Genomic DNA, 18984 nt, shown 5'->3' with positions numbered 1-18984 from the left:
GTCTACTAGTGTACTAAAAAAAGAGAATTATGAGGTAATCGGCGGTGCCAACTAAAACTAGCAGGCTAGTAAAAGAGTGAGTTCTGTCAGATTTTAGTTAAAATATAAAGAGAGTAATCTCAATTATAAATATTCGTTATGGAAAAACTACCCGATATAAAAGCGTTTCGTTTTAAAGATACATCCTTTGCCAGCCTGATGACAAAGCGTATATTCAATGTGTTGCTGATTGCTACGAAGTATGATTCTTTTACCTTAGAGGACGACGGACGCATCGACGAACAGATATTTAACGAATACACATCTCTTAACCTGAACTATCCGCCACGCTTTACACAGGTAGTAACAGAGGAAGAGGCGCTGGCCGAACTCAGCGAAAACCATTATGAGCTCATCATACAGATGCCTAATATGGACGAGGCTGATATGTTTGCTACATCGAAGCGCGTAAAGGAACTGTACCCTGATACTCCATTCGTGGTGTTAACGGCATTCTCGCGCGAAGTAACAAAACGTTTGTCGCAAGAAGACTTATCGGGTGTCGATTATGTTTTCAGTTGGCTTGGTAATCCGGATCTATTACTGGCCATCATCAAACTGATAGAAGATGCCATGAACGTGGAACACGATACCGAAAGTGTAGGTGTACAGGTTATATTATTGATAGAAGATTCGGTGCGCTTTTATTCTTCAGCCTTGCCTACCTTATTTAAGATAGTAATGGAAGAGTCGAAAGAGTTTTCGAAAGAAGCATTGAACGAGCACCAGCAAATGCTGCGCATGCGTGGGCGCCCAAAGATTATGTTGGCTCGTACTTATGAAGAGGCAGTAGAGATATATGCCAAGTATTATAACAATATGTTGGGTATTGTTACCGATATGAGTTATGCACACGAGGGAGTAAAAGACAAACTGGCCGGTTATGAATTTGCTAAAATGATGCGGAACAAGAAACGCTTTGTGCCGATAGTATTCACTTCATCTGAAATAGCGAATAAGGCCTACGCAGAAGAATTAGGCTGTAGCTTTATTGATAAAAACTCAAAAAGCTTTCCGCGCGATTTGCGTAAGCAGGTTGTTAATAATTTTGGTTTTGGCGATTTTATTATAATCAATCCCGAAACAGGGGAGGAGATTCAACGAATTAGGAACCTTAAAGATCTACAGAAGAGCATATTTACAATCCCTACCGAATCATTGGTCTATCATTTATCGAACGATCATTTTTCCCGATTCTTCTATTCGAGGGCAATGTTCCCGATGGCAGAGTGGCTCAAGAAGATCAAGGTTTCGGACTATAGCAGTATGGACGAGGCCCGACAGTTGATCTACGATATGATTATAAAATACCGTAAGGTAAAGAATTCGGGAGTGGTGGCTATATTCGATAAAGACAGGTTCGATGAGTTTTCCAACTTTGCGCGTATGGGGGATGGCTCTATAGGAGGTAAAGGACGTAGCATAGCCTTTATGGACAATATCGTAAAAGAGCATTTGGAACTTAACGAGGATGATAACATACCTGTGATAATACCACGTACTGTTGTCCTGTGTACTGATATTTTCGATGAGTTTATGGAAACGAACGATTTGTACCCTATTGCTTTATCTGATAAACCTGATGATGAAATACTGCGCTATTTCCTGAAAGCCGGACTGCCGGACAGGCTAATTGAAGATTTCATGGTTTTTCTGGAAACTATAAAAGCTCCGATTGCAGTACGGTCGTCGAGCCTGTTGGAGGATTCGCACTATCAGCCATTTGCAGGCGTTTATTCGACTTATATGATTCCAATGCTCGAAGACCGCTATGAGACACTCGGGTTGCTTAGCAAGGCTATAAAAGCCGTATATGCATCAGTGTTCTATAAAGATAGTAAAACCTATATGGCTGCTACTCAGAACCTGATAGATCAGGAGAAAATGGCTATTGTTTTGCAGGAAGCGGTTGGTACGCAGTATGGCGACCATTTTTATCCGACTATATCGGGTGTGGCGCGTTCGTTGAATTTTTACCCTGTGGGTAATGAGGAACCGGAAGAAGGAATTGCAAATATTGTACTGGGACTGGGAAAATATATTGTAGAAGGTGGCGTCAACCTGCGCTTTTCGCCTGCACACCCTCACAATATAGTACAGTTGAGTTCAGTAGAATTAGCATTAAGAGATACACAGCGATATTTTTATGCACTGGATATGAAAAATGTACATAAAGAGTTTTCGACAAATGACGGATTCAATTTGCTGAAATTGAGTATAAAAGATGCAGAAAAAGATGATTCTATAAGATATATATCTTCTACATACGACCCTGTCGATCAGGTAATATATGACGGATATTACGATAGTGGACGAAAAATAATATCTTTTGCCAATGTGTTGCAACACAATGTATTCCCTTTAGCCGAAATTCTACAACAGGTATTGAAAATAGGCCAACAGGAAATGGGGCGAGCAGTTGAAATAGAATTTGCAGCCGACCTGAAAGACAAGGGGGAAGGTAATTTCTACCTATTACAGATCAGGCCAATAGTACAGAATAAAGAGCTGGTAGTGGAAGATTTGTCGGAAATAAGACCAGAGGTTGAAATACTACATTCGGTGAATGCTCTTGGGCATGGCGTTATGAATGATATATATGATATTGTATATGTTAAGACAAAAGATTTTAACGCTGCTAAAAATATGGATATTGCGGTCGAAATAGATAAGATAAATACAGAATTTCTGAATCAGGAGAAGAATTATATTCTTGTAGGTCCCGGAAGGTGGGGTAGTAGTGATTCGTGGTTGGGAATACCTGTAAGATGGCCTCAGATATCGAACGCCCAGGTGCTTGTCGAAATAGCGTTGGATAATTATAAGATAGAGCCGAGTCAGGGTACTCATTTTTTTCAGAATCTGACTTCTTTCGGTGTAGGGTATTTTTCGATCAATCCTTCTGTTTCGGGAGACGGTTTATTTGATGAAGACTATCTGAATAGGCAACCGGCTGTTTTTGAAACCGAATATATACGTCATGTACACTTTCAGAAACCAATGATGGTAAAGATAAATGGGAAGAAGAAGATGGGTACGGTGTTAAAGTCGGAACAATAAGCACAACACAGATTACACAATATGAAAAGGTTTTTATTCGTTTTTATCTTTATTATCTCAGTTTTGGTTGTACAGAGTCAGACAACAGGGAATGCTACTTACTATGGTAAGAAATTTAACAACCGGAAGACTGCCAGTGGTGAGATTTACAGGCAGGATAGTATGGTGTGTGCTCATCGGACATATCCTTTCGGCAGATTGCTGCATGTAAAGAATATGAAGAATGGAAAAGAGGTTGTTGTAAGGGTAATAGATAGGGGACCTTTCCGCAAGAAATGTATAATAGACTTGTCATTGGCAGCAGCGAAAGAACTGGATATGGTTCGTCATGGGGTTGTTCCAGTAGAGGTGTCGGAATATACAGAAGAGGTATTTCCGAAAATCGTATCCGATACGGTTTGTGTATCAAAATGATACGATATATTGCCTATAAAAACAATAATAATCGTTTGTTCATTCGATAAAATATCATATCTTTGCAATCGCTAATCAAAAATTGGTTCCTTGGCCGAGTGGTTAGGCACCGGTCTGCAAAACCGTTGACGGCGGTTCGAATCCGCCAGGAACCTCGAAGTATGTTGAAAGATTAGAAATATAATTTCTAATCTTTCTCTTTTTTAGATAGTTACAGTTTTTAGAAAAGAGAGAATAGAAAGAAAAATTATAGAAATTACACAATCTGTTGGTCGAAAATTGGTCGAACTTTTAAAACAATTTAGACATGAGAGCAACAGTAAAATTAGTACTTCGTAACGATTACGTTCGTAAAGACGGTAAGCAACAACTTTTTTATGTTTTTAAGATTGCCGATTAATCTCACAATATTTGATACAGATATTGCCAAATAAATTTCTTTTATTATCTTTGTCGCAGGTTTATCACGAGTTGTATTTATTTCTGCGGTTCGACAAGATAAACCAAATATCCCATTTAAATTTAGAGGTCTTAATATTTTGGAGTGTAATACTTCTGTTGAAGGGATATGAAAGCAAACTTTTTTAGACATTGAACAAACGGCAAAAGCTGTTTTCTAAAATAAGATCCAATAATATCATATATATATAATAAACTGCCAAAAAAGGGTTTACCTTAATCGTTTTGAGATAAATATAACCAATCATATAATTTAATATAGATATACATGCGTATATACAATATCCTTGAGCTTAATGAAAAGCTCACTATTGAACTGAGAACTATCGCGAAAGAACTCGGCATAAGACGTCCGGATGCCTACAAAAAAGACGAACTCATTTATAAAATACTGGATGAGCAGGCTATTCTGGAAGCACGTAACAAAAATTCAGAAAGCTATCAGAGCGAGGACAGAATAGAACAACAGCAAAAGAAATCACAGTCTGGAACAAAGGCAAAACAGGGAAAAGATAAATCTCCGGCACAGCCTAAAAAGCAGGCTTCGGCTCCGGTAGCTGCAAAAGAACAAGCTCCTGTGCCACAAACGAAGAAAGAAGAATTAACATCTGCTAAACCGGAAGTAAATAAGGGTGTTCAGGCTCCTGTTACAGAAAAGAAGGATGCAGCACCTTTGGCAGATAAAAATCCTCAAAAAGAGATTATAAAAAAAGGTAATGCTGAAATAGCCAAAGAAAATAAGCCGGATACACAGCAACCTAAACCGCAGCAAGCCCAACCTACTACAAAACCTACCCAATTGGTATTCCGTTCTAACAAAGTGAGAGAAAGCGAACCCGAAGAACATATTCCGGGACTACCATTGCTTACACCACTTGAAGTAGATTCTGACGTGACGCCAGTCGAAATAGTACAGGAAGCTCCGCAAAAAGCAAAACAACAACTGCAAAATCAGCATAATAATCAGCCTCAGAAGCAAAATAATAATCAGTCACAGGAAAAGCCTTTCGATTTTGAAGGGATACTTAATGCAACAGGTGTACTGGAAATTATGCAAGAAGGATATGGGTTTCTCCGTTCGTCCGACTATAATTATATGTCATCGCCCGATGATGTGTATATCTCTCAGTCTCAAATACGACTATTCGGATTGAAAACAGGAGATATCGTAGAAGGCCCTATTCGTCCCCCCAAAGAATCTGAGAAGTTTTTCCCATTGGTGAAGGTAGACAGGATAAATGGCCGTACACCAGACGAGGTGCGTGACCGTGTTCCGTTCGATCACCTGAAACCACTTTTTCCGGATGAGAAATTTAAGCTGACAAAAGGACGCAACGATAATCTCTCTTGTCGTGTAGTAGACTTGTTTTCTCCTATAGGTAAAGGACAGCGCGGACTTATTGTAGCACAGCCTAAAACAGGTAAGACTACATTGTTGAAAGATATAGCCAATGCTATCGCAAGCAATCATCCTGAAGTATATATGATAGTACTTCTTATAGATGAGCGACCTGAAGAGGTTACAGATATGGAACGTAGTGTAGATGCAGAAGTAATAGCTTCTACATTTGACGAACCAGCTGATCGCCATGTCAAAATAGCGGAGATTGTACTCAATAAAGCAAAACGTATGGTAGAATGCGGACACGATGTAGTTATCTTACTCGACTCTATAACACGTCTTGCACGTGCATACAATACAGTACAACCTGCATCGGGTAAAGTCTTGACAGGTGGGGTAGATGCTAATGCATTGCACAAACCGAAGCGTTTCTTCGGAGCTGCACGTAATATTGAAAATGGGGGATCTCTCACAATTATAGCTACGGCACTTACCGAAACAGGTTCTAAGATGGATGATGTGATCTTCGAAGAATTTAAGGGAACAGGTAATATGGAATTACAGCTTGATCGCAAATTGTCAAACAAGCGTATATTCCCTGCTGTCGATATCATATCTTCAAGTACACGCCGTGACGATTTGTTGCTTGATAAAGATACACTTAGCCGTATGTGGGTATTGCGTAACTTCCTTTCGGATATGAATTCAGTGGAAGCAATGCAATTCCTGGAAGGAAGATTGAGAAAAACTATCAATAATGAAGAATTCCTTATCTCTATGAATGATTAAGGAAGCAGAATTATAAATAATATAGCAAGAAGCAAGGGAAAAAGATGTAACTTTACCCTTGCTTTTTTTATTCTTGTTAATTCTAAATAGGCGATAATGGTACATGATCATAATCATGACGAAAATAGTCATGGGCATTCGCATGGCGGACATAGCCATAGCCACAATGCTAATAAGAAAGCACTAACAATAAGTTTTCTGCTTATAGCAGGCTTTATGTTTGTTGAATTTATTGGAGGATACCTCACCAATAGTCTGGCTCTGATATCCGATGCCGGACATATGCTTAGTGATGCTGTTGCTTTGGGGTTAAGCCTTAGTGCGCTCATCTTTGGTGCAAGAGCAGCCACCCCTTCTAAAACTTATGGCTACAAACGTTTCGAAATATTGGCCGCATTACTCAACGGAATAGTGCTTATTCTGTTATCTATATTTATCTTCAAAGAAGCTATAGAGCGTCTTTCCACACCACCTCAGGTAGTAGGACAGGGTATGATGCTTATATCAGTTATCGGGCTTATTATAAATATCATAGTAGCCTATATTCTGCATTCGCAGGGCTCTACCGAAGAAAATCTGAATGTACGTAGTGCTTTCCTGCATGTTATAGGGGATCTATTAGGCTCGGTAGGGGCAATTATTGCCGCAGTACTGATCATGTTGTTCGGTTGGTATATTGCCGATCCTATTGCCAGTATGATTGTTTCTTTATTGGTATTATATAGCGGATGGAATGTACTCAGAGAGTCGGTGAATATATTAATGGAGGCCAAGCCTTCTTCTATTGATTCAGAGAAGGTTATCAAAACATTGAAATCTGTAGATGGTGTACAAGATGTTCACGACCTTCATATATGGATGATTACCTCAGATTTTTCCGTAATGACGGTTCATCTCAAAGTTGATCCCAAATCAGACCGGGATCAGATATTGGAGAGTGCGAAGCGATTGATTAATAAAGATTTTGGAATAAGGCATGCAACAATTCAGATTGAGGGTAGGGATATATGCCCATATGAAGAAACATGTAACTAAAAATCAATACATTCTCACGAAAATTCGATATAAAGTTTATTCATTAAAAATATTACTAAAAACGGGCTGTAATCACAATAGTTTTTATAACTTTGTTCGCCTAAAAGCAGGTTATTAACACATCATGTCTTCAGAAAAAAAAATTAAAACAGCGCTGATCTCCGTTTATCATAAAGATGGACTGGATGAAATTTTAAAAGAGTTGAATAATTCAGGAGTTCGCTTCTTGTCTACAGGTGGTACAAAGAGCTTCATTGAATCATTAGGATTCCCTTGCGATGCCGTGGAAGATGCCACAGGTTACCCCTCTATTTTAGGTGGTCGGGTAAAGACATTACATCCTAAAATATTCGGTGGAATACTTTGTCGCAGAGAACTACCCGAAGACATGAAGCAGATAAAAGCATACGACATACAGGAAATAGATCTTGTGATTGTCGACTTGTATCCGTTTGAAGAAACTGTAGCTTCGGGTGCAGCAGAACAGGATATTATCGAGAAAATAGATATAGGAGGGATATCCCTTATACGTGCAGCAGCTAAAAACTTCAAAGATGTACTTATTGTTGCCTCTAAAAAACAATATCAGCCATTGAAAGATTTGCTGGATGCCAAAAAGGGTAAGTCAGATATTGCTGACCGCAAATTCTTTGCTAAAGAAGCCTTTGCCGTATCATCCTTATACGATACAGCAATTTTTAACTATATGGATAATAATGAAGGTACAGCATTCCGCTATGCGGAAGACAATGCTGTACACCTTCGTTATGGGGAAAATCCTCACCAGAAAGGAACATTCTATGGTGACTTCAATACAATGTTCGATCAGATACATGGCCGCGAAACATCATATAATAACTTGTTGGATATAGAATCGGCAGTAAGCCTTATCAGTGAGTTTGACGAAACTACGGTAGCTATTTTGAAACATAATAATGCATGCGGTATAGCTTCGCGCCCAACAGTTGTAGAAGCATGGAAAGATGCTTTAGCAGGAGATCCGGTGTCGGCATTCGGAGGCATTATTGTAAGCAACCGCAAAATAGATAAAGCCGCTGCTGAAGAAATTAATAATATATTCTTTGAAATAATAATTGCCCCTGAATATGATGTAGAGGCGCTCGAAATACTGGAACAAAAGAAAAACCGCATTATACTTGTACAAAAGCAACCACTGACCGGAGATAAGCAATTCCGTTCTTTACTGAATGGTGTTTTAGTGCAGGATAAAGATTTGAGCATACAAGCAGAGAAGGATTTGGAACTTGTTACGAAAAGACCATTACAGGGAACAGAAGTCGAAGACCTTTTGTTTGCGAATAAGCTGGTAAAACATACAAAATCGAATGCCATTATACTGGTGAAAAATAAGCAATTGTGTGCAGGCGGTACCGGGCAAACGTCCCGTGTAGATGCTCTGAGGCAAGCTATAGAGAAGGCAGACTCATTCGGTTTCAATCTCGATGGAGCAGTAATGGCTTCCGATGCCTTTTTCCCGTTTCCCGATTGTGTGGAAATAGCAGGGAATGCAGGTATTACAGCCGTTGTGCAACCAGGTGGCTCCATTAAGGATAATCTGTCTGTCGAATATTGTAACGAACACAATATATCGATGGTGATGACAGGTATCCGCCACTTTAAACATTAATATTAATTGTAAATAATAAGCGATATAAGAAAATATGGGATTATTCTCTTTTACACAGGAAATAGCGATGGACCTTGGTACAGCCAATACCATCATCATACATAACGGCAAAATTGTTGTAGATCAGCCTTCGGTGGTAGCACTGGAGCGCAAGTCGGGAAAAGTAATAGCAGTAGGGGAGCAAGCCCGTCAGATGCACGGGAAGACACACGAAGATATCCGTACTGTGAGACCGTTGAAAGACGGTGTGATAGCAGATTTTACGGCTGCTGAGCAGATGATTCGCGGACTTATTAAGATGTTCAACAATAAAAGCCGTCTGTTCTCGCCATCATTACGCATCGTTATATGTATCCCTTCAGGAAGTACCGAAGTAGAAACGCGTGCTATACGCGACTCGGCTGAACATGCCGGCGGACGTGATGTATATATGATATACGAACCTATGGCTGCTGCTTTGGGTATCGGTATCGACGTGGAAGCGCCGGAAGGAAACATGATCGTAGATATAGGCGGGGGAACAACAGAGATTGCAGTAATATCTCTAGGCGGTATCGTTTCTAACAAATCTATTAAGATTGCAGGGGATGACCTTACAGAAGATATACAGGAGTATATGGGACGTCAGCACAATATTAAAGTGGGAGAGCGCACTGCCGAAAATATAAAAATAGCAGTCGGTGCGGCTTTGACCGAATTGCCGGATGATGAAGTTCCGGAAGACTTTATTGTTCATGGGCCAAATAGAATGACATCTTTGCCAATGGATATACCTGTTTCATATCAGGAAATGGCGCATTGTCTCGATAAGTCCATATCTAAAATGGATTCGGCTATACTTAGTGCTTTGGAACAAACGCCACCAGAGTTGTATGCTGATATTGTTCGCAATGGCATATACCTTACAGGAGGTGGAGCACTGCTGAGAGGTCTGAGCAAGCGTTTCTCCGACAGAATTGGTATTCAGTTTCATGTAGCTGAAGATCCGCTTCATGCAGTAGCAAAAGGAACAGGTATTGCTCTCAAAAATATAGAGAAGTTCAACTTCTTGATGAGATAATAAGACAAGTATAGCAGTTGATTTACCCAGAATAATACAGAAGCAGATTTATGCGGAACCTGATAAACTTTTTATTGAAGAATAGTTCATGGTTTTTGTTCATACTGTTAGAGATAATCTGTTTTTACTTTATATTCAGTAACAATTCATATCAAAAGAGTGTCTTTCTCAATTCTTCTAACGAAGTGACGGGAAGGGTTTACTCTATATCCGGAAGCATCCTGTCGTACTTCGGTTTAAGACAAGAAAATCAGGAGCTTCTGGAAAAGAATGCGGAATTACAAGTTCAGATTTCCGAATTGAAGGATTATCTATTTACTATCGAAGCAGATTCTATTAAGACTGAAGCTTTCTTACGCGACTCGTTAGGGAGAAGAACCGAACCTCCTTTCATTGTTGCCCGCGTTGAGAAAAACAGCATCTCGATGATAGAAAACTACATGATAGTGAACAAAGGAACAAATAGTGGAATACGACCTGATATGGGAGTTATTTCACAGCAAGGTATAGTAGGTGTGGTAAGATCAGCCAGCGCCAACTATGCTATTGTGCAACCTGTATTGAATCCGCACAGTAAATTCAGTTGTAAAATATTGAATTCCAACACTGCTGGTATCTTACTGTGGCAGGGAGGAGATTCCAGATATGCCGTTCTTACCGAATATCCTAAATATGAACGTGTAGAGATAGGGGATACCATCGTAACGAGTGGATTCTCGGATTTCTTTCCTGAAGGTTTGATGGTCGGTACAGTCGAAGATTATAAGAGTGAGACAGATGATAACTTTTATAGCCTGAAGATAAAATTGTCGACCGACTTCGGGTCACTCAAAAATGTACTTCTTATTAATAACACCAACGAAGAGATTAAAGAGTTGGAGAACAAAGTGAAGAATGCTAAAAAGTAATACAATAAAATATGTGATTCTGTTTGTATTGCTCGTACTGCTACAAGTATTGGTACTTAACAAGGTGTCGTTTCTTGGTTATGCAGTACCTTTCCTATACATATATTTCATATTCAAATTGCCGGTAGGCTGTAGTCGGAGCCTTTCCACTTTTCTGGGCTTCCTGTTAGGATTTACCATAGATATATTTTGTAACACTCCCGGTATAAATGCAGCCGCAACCACCTTGATAGGCTTCATATGCCGTCCGGTGCAGAATCTGTTCTTTATGGTAGACGATTATGATGAACAGACTCCCAGCCTTGCTTTATTGGGAGCCGCATTTATGAAGTATGTAATATTCTTAACACTGATTCATCATATTGTGCTCGTATCTATAGAATCATTTTCCTATTTCAATATTAAGCTGATTCTACTTAGGTTCTCGCTATCTGCTGTACTCACGTCTATTCTTGTTTTTGCTTTCGAAGGATTCTCATTAAAGAAGAAAACCGTATGAAAGCAAACATTTTAGACCTCAGTAAACGTAAGTATGTACTGGGAGGAATAGTCTGCACCATTGTACTGATATATATAGCACAGTTATTCTATTTACAGATAGTAAAGAGCGAATATAAGGAATCTGCTGATGGCAATGCTTTCTTTAACAGAACACTATATCCTGCACGAGGTATTATATCCGATCGCAAAGACCGTCTGCTTGTATATAACCAGCCTACATACGATCTGGTTTATATTCCCCGCGAAGTGCAGGTATTCGATACACTGGATTTCTGCCGGACTCTTGGTATAACTCAAGAGCAATTTGCTAAACGTATAGTGGATATTAAGGACAAACGCCTCAATCCCGGCTATTCTTCATATACACAGCAAACGTTTATGACTCAGCTTACTTATCAGGAAAGTGGATTCTTACAGGAGAAGCTATATAAGTTTCCGGGGTTCTTTATTCAGAAGAGAACACTGAGGCAATATACGCATCCTAATGCCGGACTTCTACTTGGGTATGTCGCAGAGGTAAGCAAGACTCAGATGGATAAGGATAACTACTATGTACGAGGTGATTATGGAGGTAAATCGGGGATAGAGTTGTCATACGAGAAATACCTGCGTGGTGAAAAAGGCGTTGAAATACTGTTGAGAGATGCCCATGGCCGGATACAAGGTAAATACGAAGAAGGGAAGCACGATGTAGCCCCTGTATCAGGTAAAAATCTAACCTTATCCATTGATATAGAATTACAGGCTTATGGAGAATACCTTATGCAGAATAAGGTGGGTAGTATTGTGATGATAGAACCGTCTACCGGAGAAGTTCTGTGTCTGGTAACTTCGCCTACCTATGACCCTTCCATGCTATTAGGCAGGGACTTTGGGAAGAACTATCTTGAGCTTGAAAATAATCCGCTGAAACCGTTATACAATAGAGCTATACAGGGAATGTATCCTCCCGGATCTACATTCAAAACAACACAGGGACTGGTGTTTCTGGAAGAAGATATTATAACAGAGAATACGATGTATTCCTGTGCAGGTGGATATCCGCCATTAGGTGGTCGTCCGAAGTGTCACGCGCATGGCGCACCGTTACCCCTTATTCCTGCAATAGCTACATCTTGTAACTCATATTTCTGTTACGGACTGGCAGCGATGCTTAGCAACCGCAAGAAGTATAAGGATGTACAGACTGCATTTGAAGTCTGGAAAAATCATATGGTAGATCAGGGATTCGGTTATCCGTTGGGAGTAGATATGCCGTCTGAAAAGAGAGGGTTTATCCCTAACAGTAAATTCTACGACAGGGCGTATAAAGGCAGTTGGAACGCATCTACCATCATATCTATTGCTATTGGTCAGGGAGAAGTAACAGCAACTCCAATACAGGTTGCCAATCTTGCAGCAACTATTGCTAACAGGGGATTTTATTATACACCCCACGTTGTGCGCCAAATACAAGATACGGCACTTGATAGCACATACGTTAATAAACGTTCAACGGGTATTAAACAGCAACATTATCAATCAATAGTGGAAGGCATGGCTCGTGCGGTAACCGGAGGTACATGTAGAGGGGCTAACTTATTGCCAGACTTTGAAGTATGTGGTAAGACAGGAACTGCCGAAAACCCACATGGAAAAGACCACTCCATCTTTATGGGATTTGCACCTAAAGATAATCCGACAGTAGCTATCTTTGTTATTGTGGAGAATGGTGGATTCGGAGCGACTAACGCTGTGCCTATGGGACGGTTGATGTTGCAGAAATATTTGCGGGGAGAAGTTCCGGCGAGTGACAAAGGATTGGAAGCCATGATTGCCAACAGGGTAATATTGCCTCAGCTATTTTTCAATTGGAATCGTAATAATAAAAACTCTGAACTGATCCAACAACCGGCAGTAAGTACTGTTAAGCAACCGGCAGAGAATACTATACAGCCTTTCAGACCGGGAGGCTTCGACGAAGACTAATATAGTTTGCAGTAGACAAAAGACAGATGTATCAAAGAGAAGATGATAATATAAAGAAGAGCCTCGACTGGTTTACCATTGTGCTGTATATTCTGCTCATTCTGGGTGGATGGTTCAGTATATATGGTGCCAGCTATAACTATGAGCATGCTACCAGTATGTTCGACTTGTCGGGCAGGGCAGGTATGCAGCTTGTGTGGATGGGAACATCCATTGTGTTAGGCTTTATCATTCTCAAGCTCGATAGTAATCTCTACGATATACTGGCATACTATATCTATGCCGCATTTATGCTTCTCTTGCTGCTTACGGTTATTGTCGCTCCTGATATAAAAGGATCGCGGTCGTGGCTTGTAATAACGGATACGATACGGTTGCAACCCGCCGAGTTTGCAAAGTTTGCGGTTGCCCTTGCTTTAGCCCGCTTCCTCAACAGCTATAACTTTAAGCTACTGACAGCTAAAAATTTGCTGATAATAGCAGGGATGATCATATTGCCGATGCTCCTGATACTATTGCAAAAAGAGACCGGTTCGGCTTTAGTCTACACTGCATTTATATTGATGCTGTATAGAGAAGGTCTGCCCGGTATAGTGCTGTTTCTGGGTGTATCGGCAGTTGTATTCTTTGTAATAGGGCTCAAGTATTCAGATACCGATGTAGGTATGATATCCACAGGTGAGTTCATAACGGTTATACTAGTTATCCTCATTTGTGCAGGATTGGTACTAAGCTATAAGCAAGACCGTGTGACGGCACGTAATATTCTGCTCGGAGCTATAGTATTCTTTGGATTGGCATATCTGATCTCATTGATAGGAGTGGATATAGACTTCGGGTTATTAGCTCTTGTCTCTATCGGTGCATTGGTAGCCTACTTGCTATATCTGGCAAAGAAGCATTGGTCTAAAACCTACCTTCTGGCAGCAGCCTTTGCCATAGGCAGCGTACTGTTTGTAGGCTCTATCGATTACCTGTTCAGCGATGTAATGCAACCACATCAGCAGATGCGTATCAAAGTCACATTGGGCATGGAAGACGACCTGATGGGAGCCGGATATAATGTGAATCAATCAAAGATAGCCATAGGATCGGGGGGATTACTCGGTAAGGGCTACCTGAATGGTACACAGACCAAGCTTAAATACGTGCCTGAGCAAGATACAGACTTCATATTCTGTACAGTCGGCGAGGAGCAGGGCTTTGTAGGCTCGGTAGTCGTTCTTATTCTATTTATGACGCTGATACTGAGGTTGATATATCTGTCTGAGCGTCAAAAGAGTACCTTTGGGCGAGTCTATGGATATTGCGTCGCGTCCATATTCTTTTTCCATGTAGCAATCAATATTGGTATGGTTATAGGCTTAACCCCTGTTATAGGAATCCCCTTACCGTTCTTCAGCTATGGAGGCTCGTCTTTATGGGGTTTTACCATCCTGCTCTTCATATTTCTGCGCATCGATATGTCTCGTAAACGGAGATAAAATAAGAGGAGCTTTTCAATGCTTCAATTTCTCAACCAAATCCTCAAAACTTGCAATATAAGCTATTGAACCATCCTGCTTTTTAAGTTCAAAATGTGTGGTAGTCGTTTGTCCATCAATAACTTCTTTGGGAGAAATAGAAAACAGTATGTCAGAATCCTCACTGTCTGCTAAAGAGAATCCGTTTCTTTCCAGCATATTTTTTGTCCAATGATATAAAAGCCCGTCAGCTTTGAGATATACCTTTTTTGTATTACTTCTTTTAGGTAGGAAATTTCCTGTATATCTGTCAAATACGATGCTATCACCTTTAAAGAAATGGTCAAGTGTTCCCGATAATACAATGTCTTCTGTAATTCCTCTTATTAAACCTTTACCTTTGGAAATCAACCACAAACGGTCGGCTAGGAGCAAGGCCAGATCAATGTCGTGAGTCGATAGCAATATTGTTTTACCCAGATTGGCTGCAAGGTCATGCAGCAGATTCATTATTTCTATACGGCTTTCTATATCGAGAAATGCAGTAGGCTCATCCAGTAAAACGACCGGACATTCCTGTGCCAAAGCTTTGGCTATCATCGCTTTCTGCCGTTCACCATCCGATAGTTCAGATACATAAGTATTAGCCTTATGCGAAATACCGACATCATCTATTGCCTTTTGTACTACTGCTTTATCCTGCTTGGTTAATTGTCCGAAAAATCCTGTGTACGGATAACGACCGAGTTCTACTAATTCTCTGACAAGCAGTCCGCCTACAGATGTTTTATCAGTCAATACCAATCCCATGAGTTGTGAAAGCTCTTTTTCGGAATATGTAGTTATATCCTTGCCTTCGAATAGTATTTCTCCATTTAGTGTAGGCTGATTATTACTGATTGTACGAAGCAGAGTCGATTTACCGGCACCATTTACACCCAAAAGGCATACAAGCTCACCTCTGTAAAGATCAAAAGATAAATCTTTATAGAGAGAAGCTTCGCCTCTGTGCTTCGATTTAGCATAACCGATCGCTATATTTCTGGCCGATATAACAGACTCTTTATTCATTCAATATATTCAATTTTAACTAAAACCTTACAAAAATTACAAGTTTTAGCTACACTTTGTTTCGCTGAACGATGTTTCTAGCTTGCTTGCTTTATATTTTCTTTCTTCTAGTACACTAAAAACTGGTATCCTAAAATTTTAACTAAAACCTGACAAACCTTGCACTTTTTGCATTGTTTTGATTCTGCTTGTTTTTTTAATTGAGTTAATTCATCATTTATAATTTATAACTCATAATTCTTATCTCTCTATAGATAAATACAATCAGGAAAAATAACAGCCTAATTGAAATACTGGATCTTCTTCTGATTCAGTATCACATATATAATTACAGGTGCGCCGAATATCGGAGTTATTGCATTCAATGGCAATACGCCCGATGAACCGGGCAACACGCTGATCAGATTACAAAGCAAAGCCATGACCGAACCTATAAGTATGGTGACAGGCAGTAGCGATTTATGATTAGATGTGCCAAGTAGTAATCGTGCAATATGCGGTACAGCAAGACCGATAAAAGCCACCGGTCCACAGAATGCACAGGTAATAGCTGTCAACAGACCAGCACATAGTAGTAACAAAAAGCGTATCAGTTTTATGTTTACACCCAGATTGGCAGCATACCTTTCCCCAAGTAATAAAGCATTCAGAGGCTTAATAAGCAGAACTGACAAAAACAGCCCGATGCCCACGATGATGCAATAGAACGGTAATTGTTCGATAGATACACCCGAAAAGTCGCCCATTCCCCAGATCATAAAAGAATAGGCGTTTTCGCTTGTACTCCAAAATTTCAGGATGGAAATAACAGACGATGTCAGATAGCCGACCATAATACCGATGATAAGCAGCATTACACTATTTTTGATTACGGATGCAAATCCCATAATAATAGATAAGATAACGGACGCACCGATGAAAGCACCTAAAACGATACTCATCGAATAAGACAAATCTAAACTACCTACCGAGCCTATTCCATTTCCTATAAGCAATATTACAAATGCTACACCCAGATTTGCTCCGGCACTTATCCCTAATATACCCGGATCGGCCAGAGGATTGCGAAAAGCTGTTTGTAACAGAAGTCCCGAAACGGCTATTGCTCCACCCGAAACCAGTGCTGTAATGGCCTGTGGAAGGCGTGACTCGAGTACAATGTAACTCCAGGCTTGTTTTTCAACTTCATTTCCTTGTAATATTTCAAAAATCGCCTGAGCTGGGATAGATACAGAGCCAAGAAACAGAGTTAAGACAAACAGAATAATTATGCTTATCGAAAAAATGAGGCTATATGTAAAACCTTTAGGCATGCAATATATTTAATAAAAAACCCCTCTTTGCAGGAGGGGTTCAAATATACAAATTTTAGTATAATACTTTATATTTATCTCCGGTTTCTTTCACCACTTTCCGGTAAAATTCTTTTGAATATCCTACACGTTGCGGAGACGAAGGTTTACCATGTTCATTGCGGATAAATTCGCCGTCTTTCTCTTTACGTACAATACCGTCCATATATTTGATCAACAGGAATTCTCCGAGTTTTTTCCATCTGTCGAAAGCATATTGAGCTTGTTCCCCACTATATTTTGTCAGATATTGAACAGCTTTCTCCGGCGATTGCTTATACAATTCCTGTGCTTCTTTTTCTATATTGGCTTGGTTAGCAAAGAATTTGCTTTCCAGTTCTTTTTGTATCTTTTCCAGATCAGGGTGCATTTGGTCGTATCGGTTATATACCATATTTGATACCCAGTTCTGAATCCAGAAGCTCGACGTCCACGAGAATGTATACAGATCGCCATTACCTTCTTTATAGCATTCAGGTATTTCTGTTATAGAACAATACATCGGTGTAAACACAGTCTGATCGGCATCGTCTGTTCCAAACCACAATACACCTCCAATAGGATTTGGCAACCATGAACGCATTTGCGATGTGAATACGAAGCCACTTTGCTGAGTAGCTACAGGGCGTTCGTTACAATACTGTACCGAATCAGATTCCCATGTCAGTGGAGCCCAACGATAAGGTGATTTGTAAGGGCCTGCGCCTACATCGTTTGTCCAGTCCAGAGCAGTACCCTCATAGTGGTCGCGCATCATTTCCTGTATATCGGCCAGTGAGATCTTTCTGTCAGGCTTAATATATAAGGGCATCGGATCTTGTGTTTTACCCTGAGCATAAGTTACATATTTAGCCATATCTTTATTATACTTGTTAAAGAACGTCCACACGCGGGCTTCGCAGAAACGCTGTCCGCCGAAATCCAATGGATTATACGTTAGTGCAAAACTAAAATCCTCATCTTTACCATTATAATAACCTTTCTCTCTGGCAAACGAAATTACGTCTTTCGAGTATATACAATTAGCAGGATCATTTAACGGAAATTGCTGTATACGAGCCTGATTAGCATGAGCCGATACACAATCGTCCGGTATGCGTACTGCAACCCATACCGCACCTTTATTGTTTTCACCTTTACCTATCATTTCCAGTACCCATACTTCGTTAGGGTCACCTATAGAGAATGATTCTCCACCGCTATAATAACCATACTCGGCTACAAGGTCGGTCATTATCTTTATTGCGTCCTTTGCTGTCTTGGCTCTTTGCAATGTTATATATATAAGGCTGCCATAATCCATTATACCTTTCGGATCGGCTAGTTCTTCACGTCCACCGAATGTAGTTTCACCAATAGTAACCTGATGCTCATTCATATTTCCTACCACATTATATGTCTGGCTGGCCTGAGCAATTTCCCCTAAATATTTTCCTGTATCCCATTCGTAGACTTTCAGCATAGTTCCTGCCGGATACTTCATAGCAGGCCAGTGGTATAGTTCCCCGAATAGAGCGTAAGAATCGGCAGAATAAGTAATCATTGTAGACCCGTCAACAGACGCATTTTTGCCAACTAAAAAATTTGTGCAGGCAAATACGTGAATCTGGGAGACTAAACAGAATAGAGTAAATAAAAATATCTTTCTCATAGTTCAAATTTTTTGTTATGAACGTAAAGATACTCTAATATTTAGAAATATGGAAGCGTGTGGATAAATATACAAATGTTTTCTTACTGAAATATACATAAGTAAACCAAGTGGAGTAAACAAAAGTCTGCCTACTCGATTTATAAATGTATATTTACGATTTATATACAAATATAACTATATAGTATTCAAATGTAAGCAGATGCGCAGTATACAGATGTATG

At 39.9% G+C, this 18984-nt stretch carries 13 protein-coding genes and 1 tRNA gene; 11 read left to right on the top strand and 3 right to left on the bottom strand.

What is annotated here, in order from left to right:
- Positions 1–138: 138 nt before the first annotated feature.
- The 11 genes from M2448_RS08475 to rodA all read left to right on the top strand — a co-directional run bounded on the left by M2448_RS08475 (position 139) and on the right by rodA (position 14707).
- Positions 139–3099: a PEP/pyruvate-binding domain-containing protein gene (locus tag M2448_RS08475; RefSeq protein WP_280645639.1), complete on the top strand. Its 2961-nt coding sequence runs from the start codon at positions 139–141 to the stop codon at positions 3097–3099.
- 21 nt (positions 3100–3120) lie between these two features.
- Positions 3121–3513, top strand: a complete 393-nt coding sequence (locus tag M2448_RS08470; protein ID WP_280645640.1) for a septal ring lytic transglycosylase RlpA family protein — start codon at positions 3121–3123, stop codon at positions 3511–3513.
- An 84-nt stretch (positions 3514–3597) separates the two neighbouring features.
- Positions 3598–3668: transfer RNA gene (locus tag M2448_RS08465), tRNA-Cys, on the top strand.
- Positions 3669–4240: 572 nt separating this feature from the next.
- Positions 4241–6103, top strand: a complete 1863-nt coding sequence (gene rho / locus M2448_RS08460; RefSeq protein ID WP_280645641.1) for a transcription termination factor Rho — start codon at positions 4241–4243, stop codon at positions 6101–6103.
- 96 nt (positions 6104–6199) lie between these two features.
- The gene (locus tag M2448_RS08455) at positions 6200–7138 is read left to right on the top strand and encodes a cation diffusion facilitator family transporter (RefSeq protein WP_280645642.1); all 939 of its coding nucleotides are present in this window, start codon (positions 6200–6202) and stop codon (positions 7136–7138) included.
- A 124-nt stretch (positions 7139–7262) separates the two neighbouring features.
- Complete coding sequence (gene purH, locus M2448_RS08450; protein WP_280645643.1) at positions 7263–8786, top strand: bifunctional phosphoribosylaminoimidazolecarboxamide formyltransferase/IMP cyclohydrolase; 1524 nt, start codon at positions 7263–7265, stop codon at positions 8784–8786.
- 34 nt (positions 8787–8820) lie between these two features.
- Positions 8821–9846: a rod shape-determining protein gene (locus tag M2448_RS08445; RefSeq protein ID WP_280645644.1), complete on the top strand. Its 1026-nt coding sequence runs from the start codon at positions 8821–8823 to the stop codon at positions 9844–9846.
- Between the two features lie 50 nt (positions 9847–9896).
- Positions 9897–10754 (top strand): rod shape-determining protein MreC, encoded by an 858-nt coding sequence (mreC, locus tag M2448_RS08440; protein ID WP_280645645.1) that lies wholly within the window; start codon positions 9897–9899, stop codon positions 10752–10754.
- The gene (gene mreD, locus M2448_RS08435) at positions 10741–11253 is read left to right on the top strand and encodes a rod shape-determining protein MreD (protein WP_280645646.1); all 513 of its coding nucleotides are present in this window, start codon (positions 10741–10743) and stop codon (positions 11251–11253) included. The genes mreC and mreD overlap by 14 nt, the downstream gene beginning before the upstream one ends.
- Positions 11250–13223 (top strand): penicillin-binding protein 2, encoded by a 1974-nt coding sequence (mrdA, locus tag M2448_RS08430; RefSeq protein ID WP_280645647.1) that lies wholly within the window; start codon positions 11250–11252, stop codon positions 13221–13223. Before mreD ends, mrdA begins: the two co-directional genes overlap by 4 nt.
- A gap of 26 nt (positions 13224–13249) precedes the next feature.
- Positions 13250–14707 carry a rod shape-determining protein RodA gene (gene rodA / locus M2448_RS08425; protein ID WP_280645648.1) on the top strand — a complete coding sequence of 486 codons (1458 nt, stop codon included), beginning with the start codon at positions 13250–13252 and terminating at the stop codon, positions 14705–14707.
- A gap of 15 nt (positions 14708–14722) precedes the next feature.
- Here rodA and M2448_RS08420 read toward each other — a convergent pair whose 3' ends face one another.
- From M2448_RS08420 to M2448_RS08410, 3 genes are all read right to left on the bottom strand, one after another.
- Positions 14723–15757 (bottom strand): ABC transporter ATP-binding protein, encoded by a 1035-nt coding sequence (locus M2448_RS08420; RefSeq protein ID WP_280645649.1) that lies wholly within the window; start codon positions 15755–15757, stop codon positions 14723–14725.
- 281 nt (positions 15758–16038) lie between these two features.
- Positions 16039–17070 (bottom strand): iron ABC transporter permease, encoded by a 1032-nt coding sequence (locus tag M2448_RS08415; RefSeq protein ID WP_280645650.1) that lies wholly within the window; start codon positions 17068–17070, stop codon positions 16039–16041.
- A gap of 55 nt (positions 17071–17125) precedes the next feature.
- Positions 17126–18760: a C69 family dipeptidase gene (locus M2448_RS08410; protein WP_280645651.1), complete on the bottom strand. Its 1635-nt coding sequence runs from the start codon at positions 18758–18760 to the stop codon at positions 17126–17128.
- Between the last annotated feature and the right edge of the window lie 224 nt (positions 18761–18984).

This window comes from Dysgonomonas sp. PF1-14 (assembly GCF_029892965.1).
Classification (GTDB): Bacteria; Bacteroidota; Bacteroidia; order Bacteroidales; family Dysgonomonadaceae; genus Dysgonomonas.
Note: the sequence above shows the minus strand (reverse complement) of the source record. Positions and strands in the feature narration are given on the sequence as shown.

Excerpts from the sequence above, each read along its gene's own strand:
- mreC (WP_280645645.1), top strand. The coding sequence starts at position 9,897 with ATGCGGAACCTGATAAACTTTTTATTGAAGAATAGTTCATGGTTTTTG.
- purH (WP_280645643.1), top strand. The coding sequence starts at position 7,263 with ATGTCTTCAGAAAAAAAAATTAAAACAGCGCTGATCTCCGTTTATCAT.
- M2448_RS08445 (WP_280645644.1), top strand. The coding sequence starts at position 8,821 with ATGGGATTATTCTCTTTTACACAGGAAATAGCGATGGACCTTGGTACA.
- M2448_RS08410 (WP_280645651.1), bottom strand. The coding sequence starts at position 18,760 with ATGAGAAAGATATTTTTATTTACTCTATTCTGTTTAGTCTCCCAGATT.
- M2448_RS08420 (WP_280645649.1), bottom strand. The coding sequence starts at position 15,757 with ATGAATAAAGAGTCTGTTATATCGGCCAGAAATATAGCGATCGGTTAT.
- rho (WP_280645641.1), top strand. The coding sequence starts at position 4,241 with ATGCGTATATACAATATCCTTGAGCTTAATGAAAAGCTCACTATTGAA.
- mrdA (WP_280645647.1), top strand. The coding sequence starts at position 11,250 with ATGAAAGCAAACATTTTAGACCTCAGTAAACGTAAGTATGTACTGGGA.
- M2448_RS08455 (WP_280645642.1), top strand. The coding sequence starts at position 6,200 with ATGGTACATGATCATAATCATGACGAAAATAGTCATGGGCATTCGCAT.
- M2448_RS08470 (WP_280645640.1), top strand. The coding sequence starts at position 3,121 with ATGAAAAGGTTTTTATTCGTTTTTATCTTTATTATCTCAGTTTTGGTT.
- mreD (WP_280645646.1), top strand. The coding sequence starts at position 10,741 with ATGCTAAAAAGTAATACAATAAAATATGTGATTCTGTTTGTATTGCTC.
- rodA (WP_280645648.1), top strand. The coding sequence starts at position 13,250 with ATGTATCAAAGAGAAGATGATAATATAAAGAAGAGCCTCGACTGGTTT.
- M2448_RS08475 (WP_280645639.1), top strand. The coding sequence starts at position 139 with ATGGAAAAACTACCCGATATAAAAGCGTTTCGTTTTAAAGATACATCC.
- M2448_RS08415 (WP_280645650.1), bottom strand. The coding sequence starts at position 17,070 with ATGCCTAAAGGTTTTACATATAGCCTCATTTTTTCGATAAGCATAATT.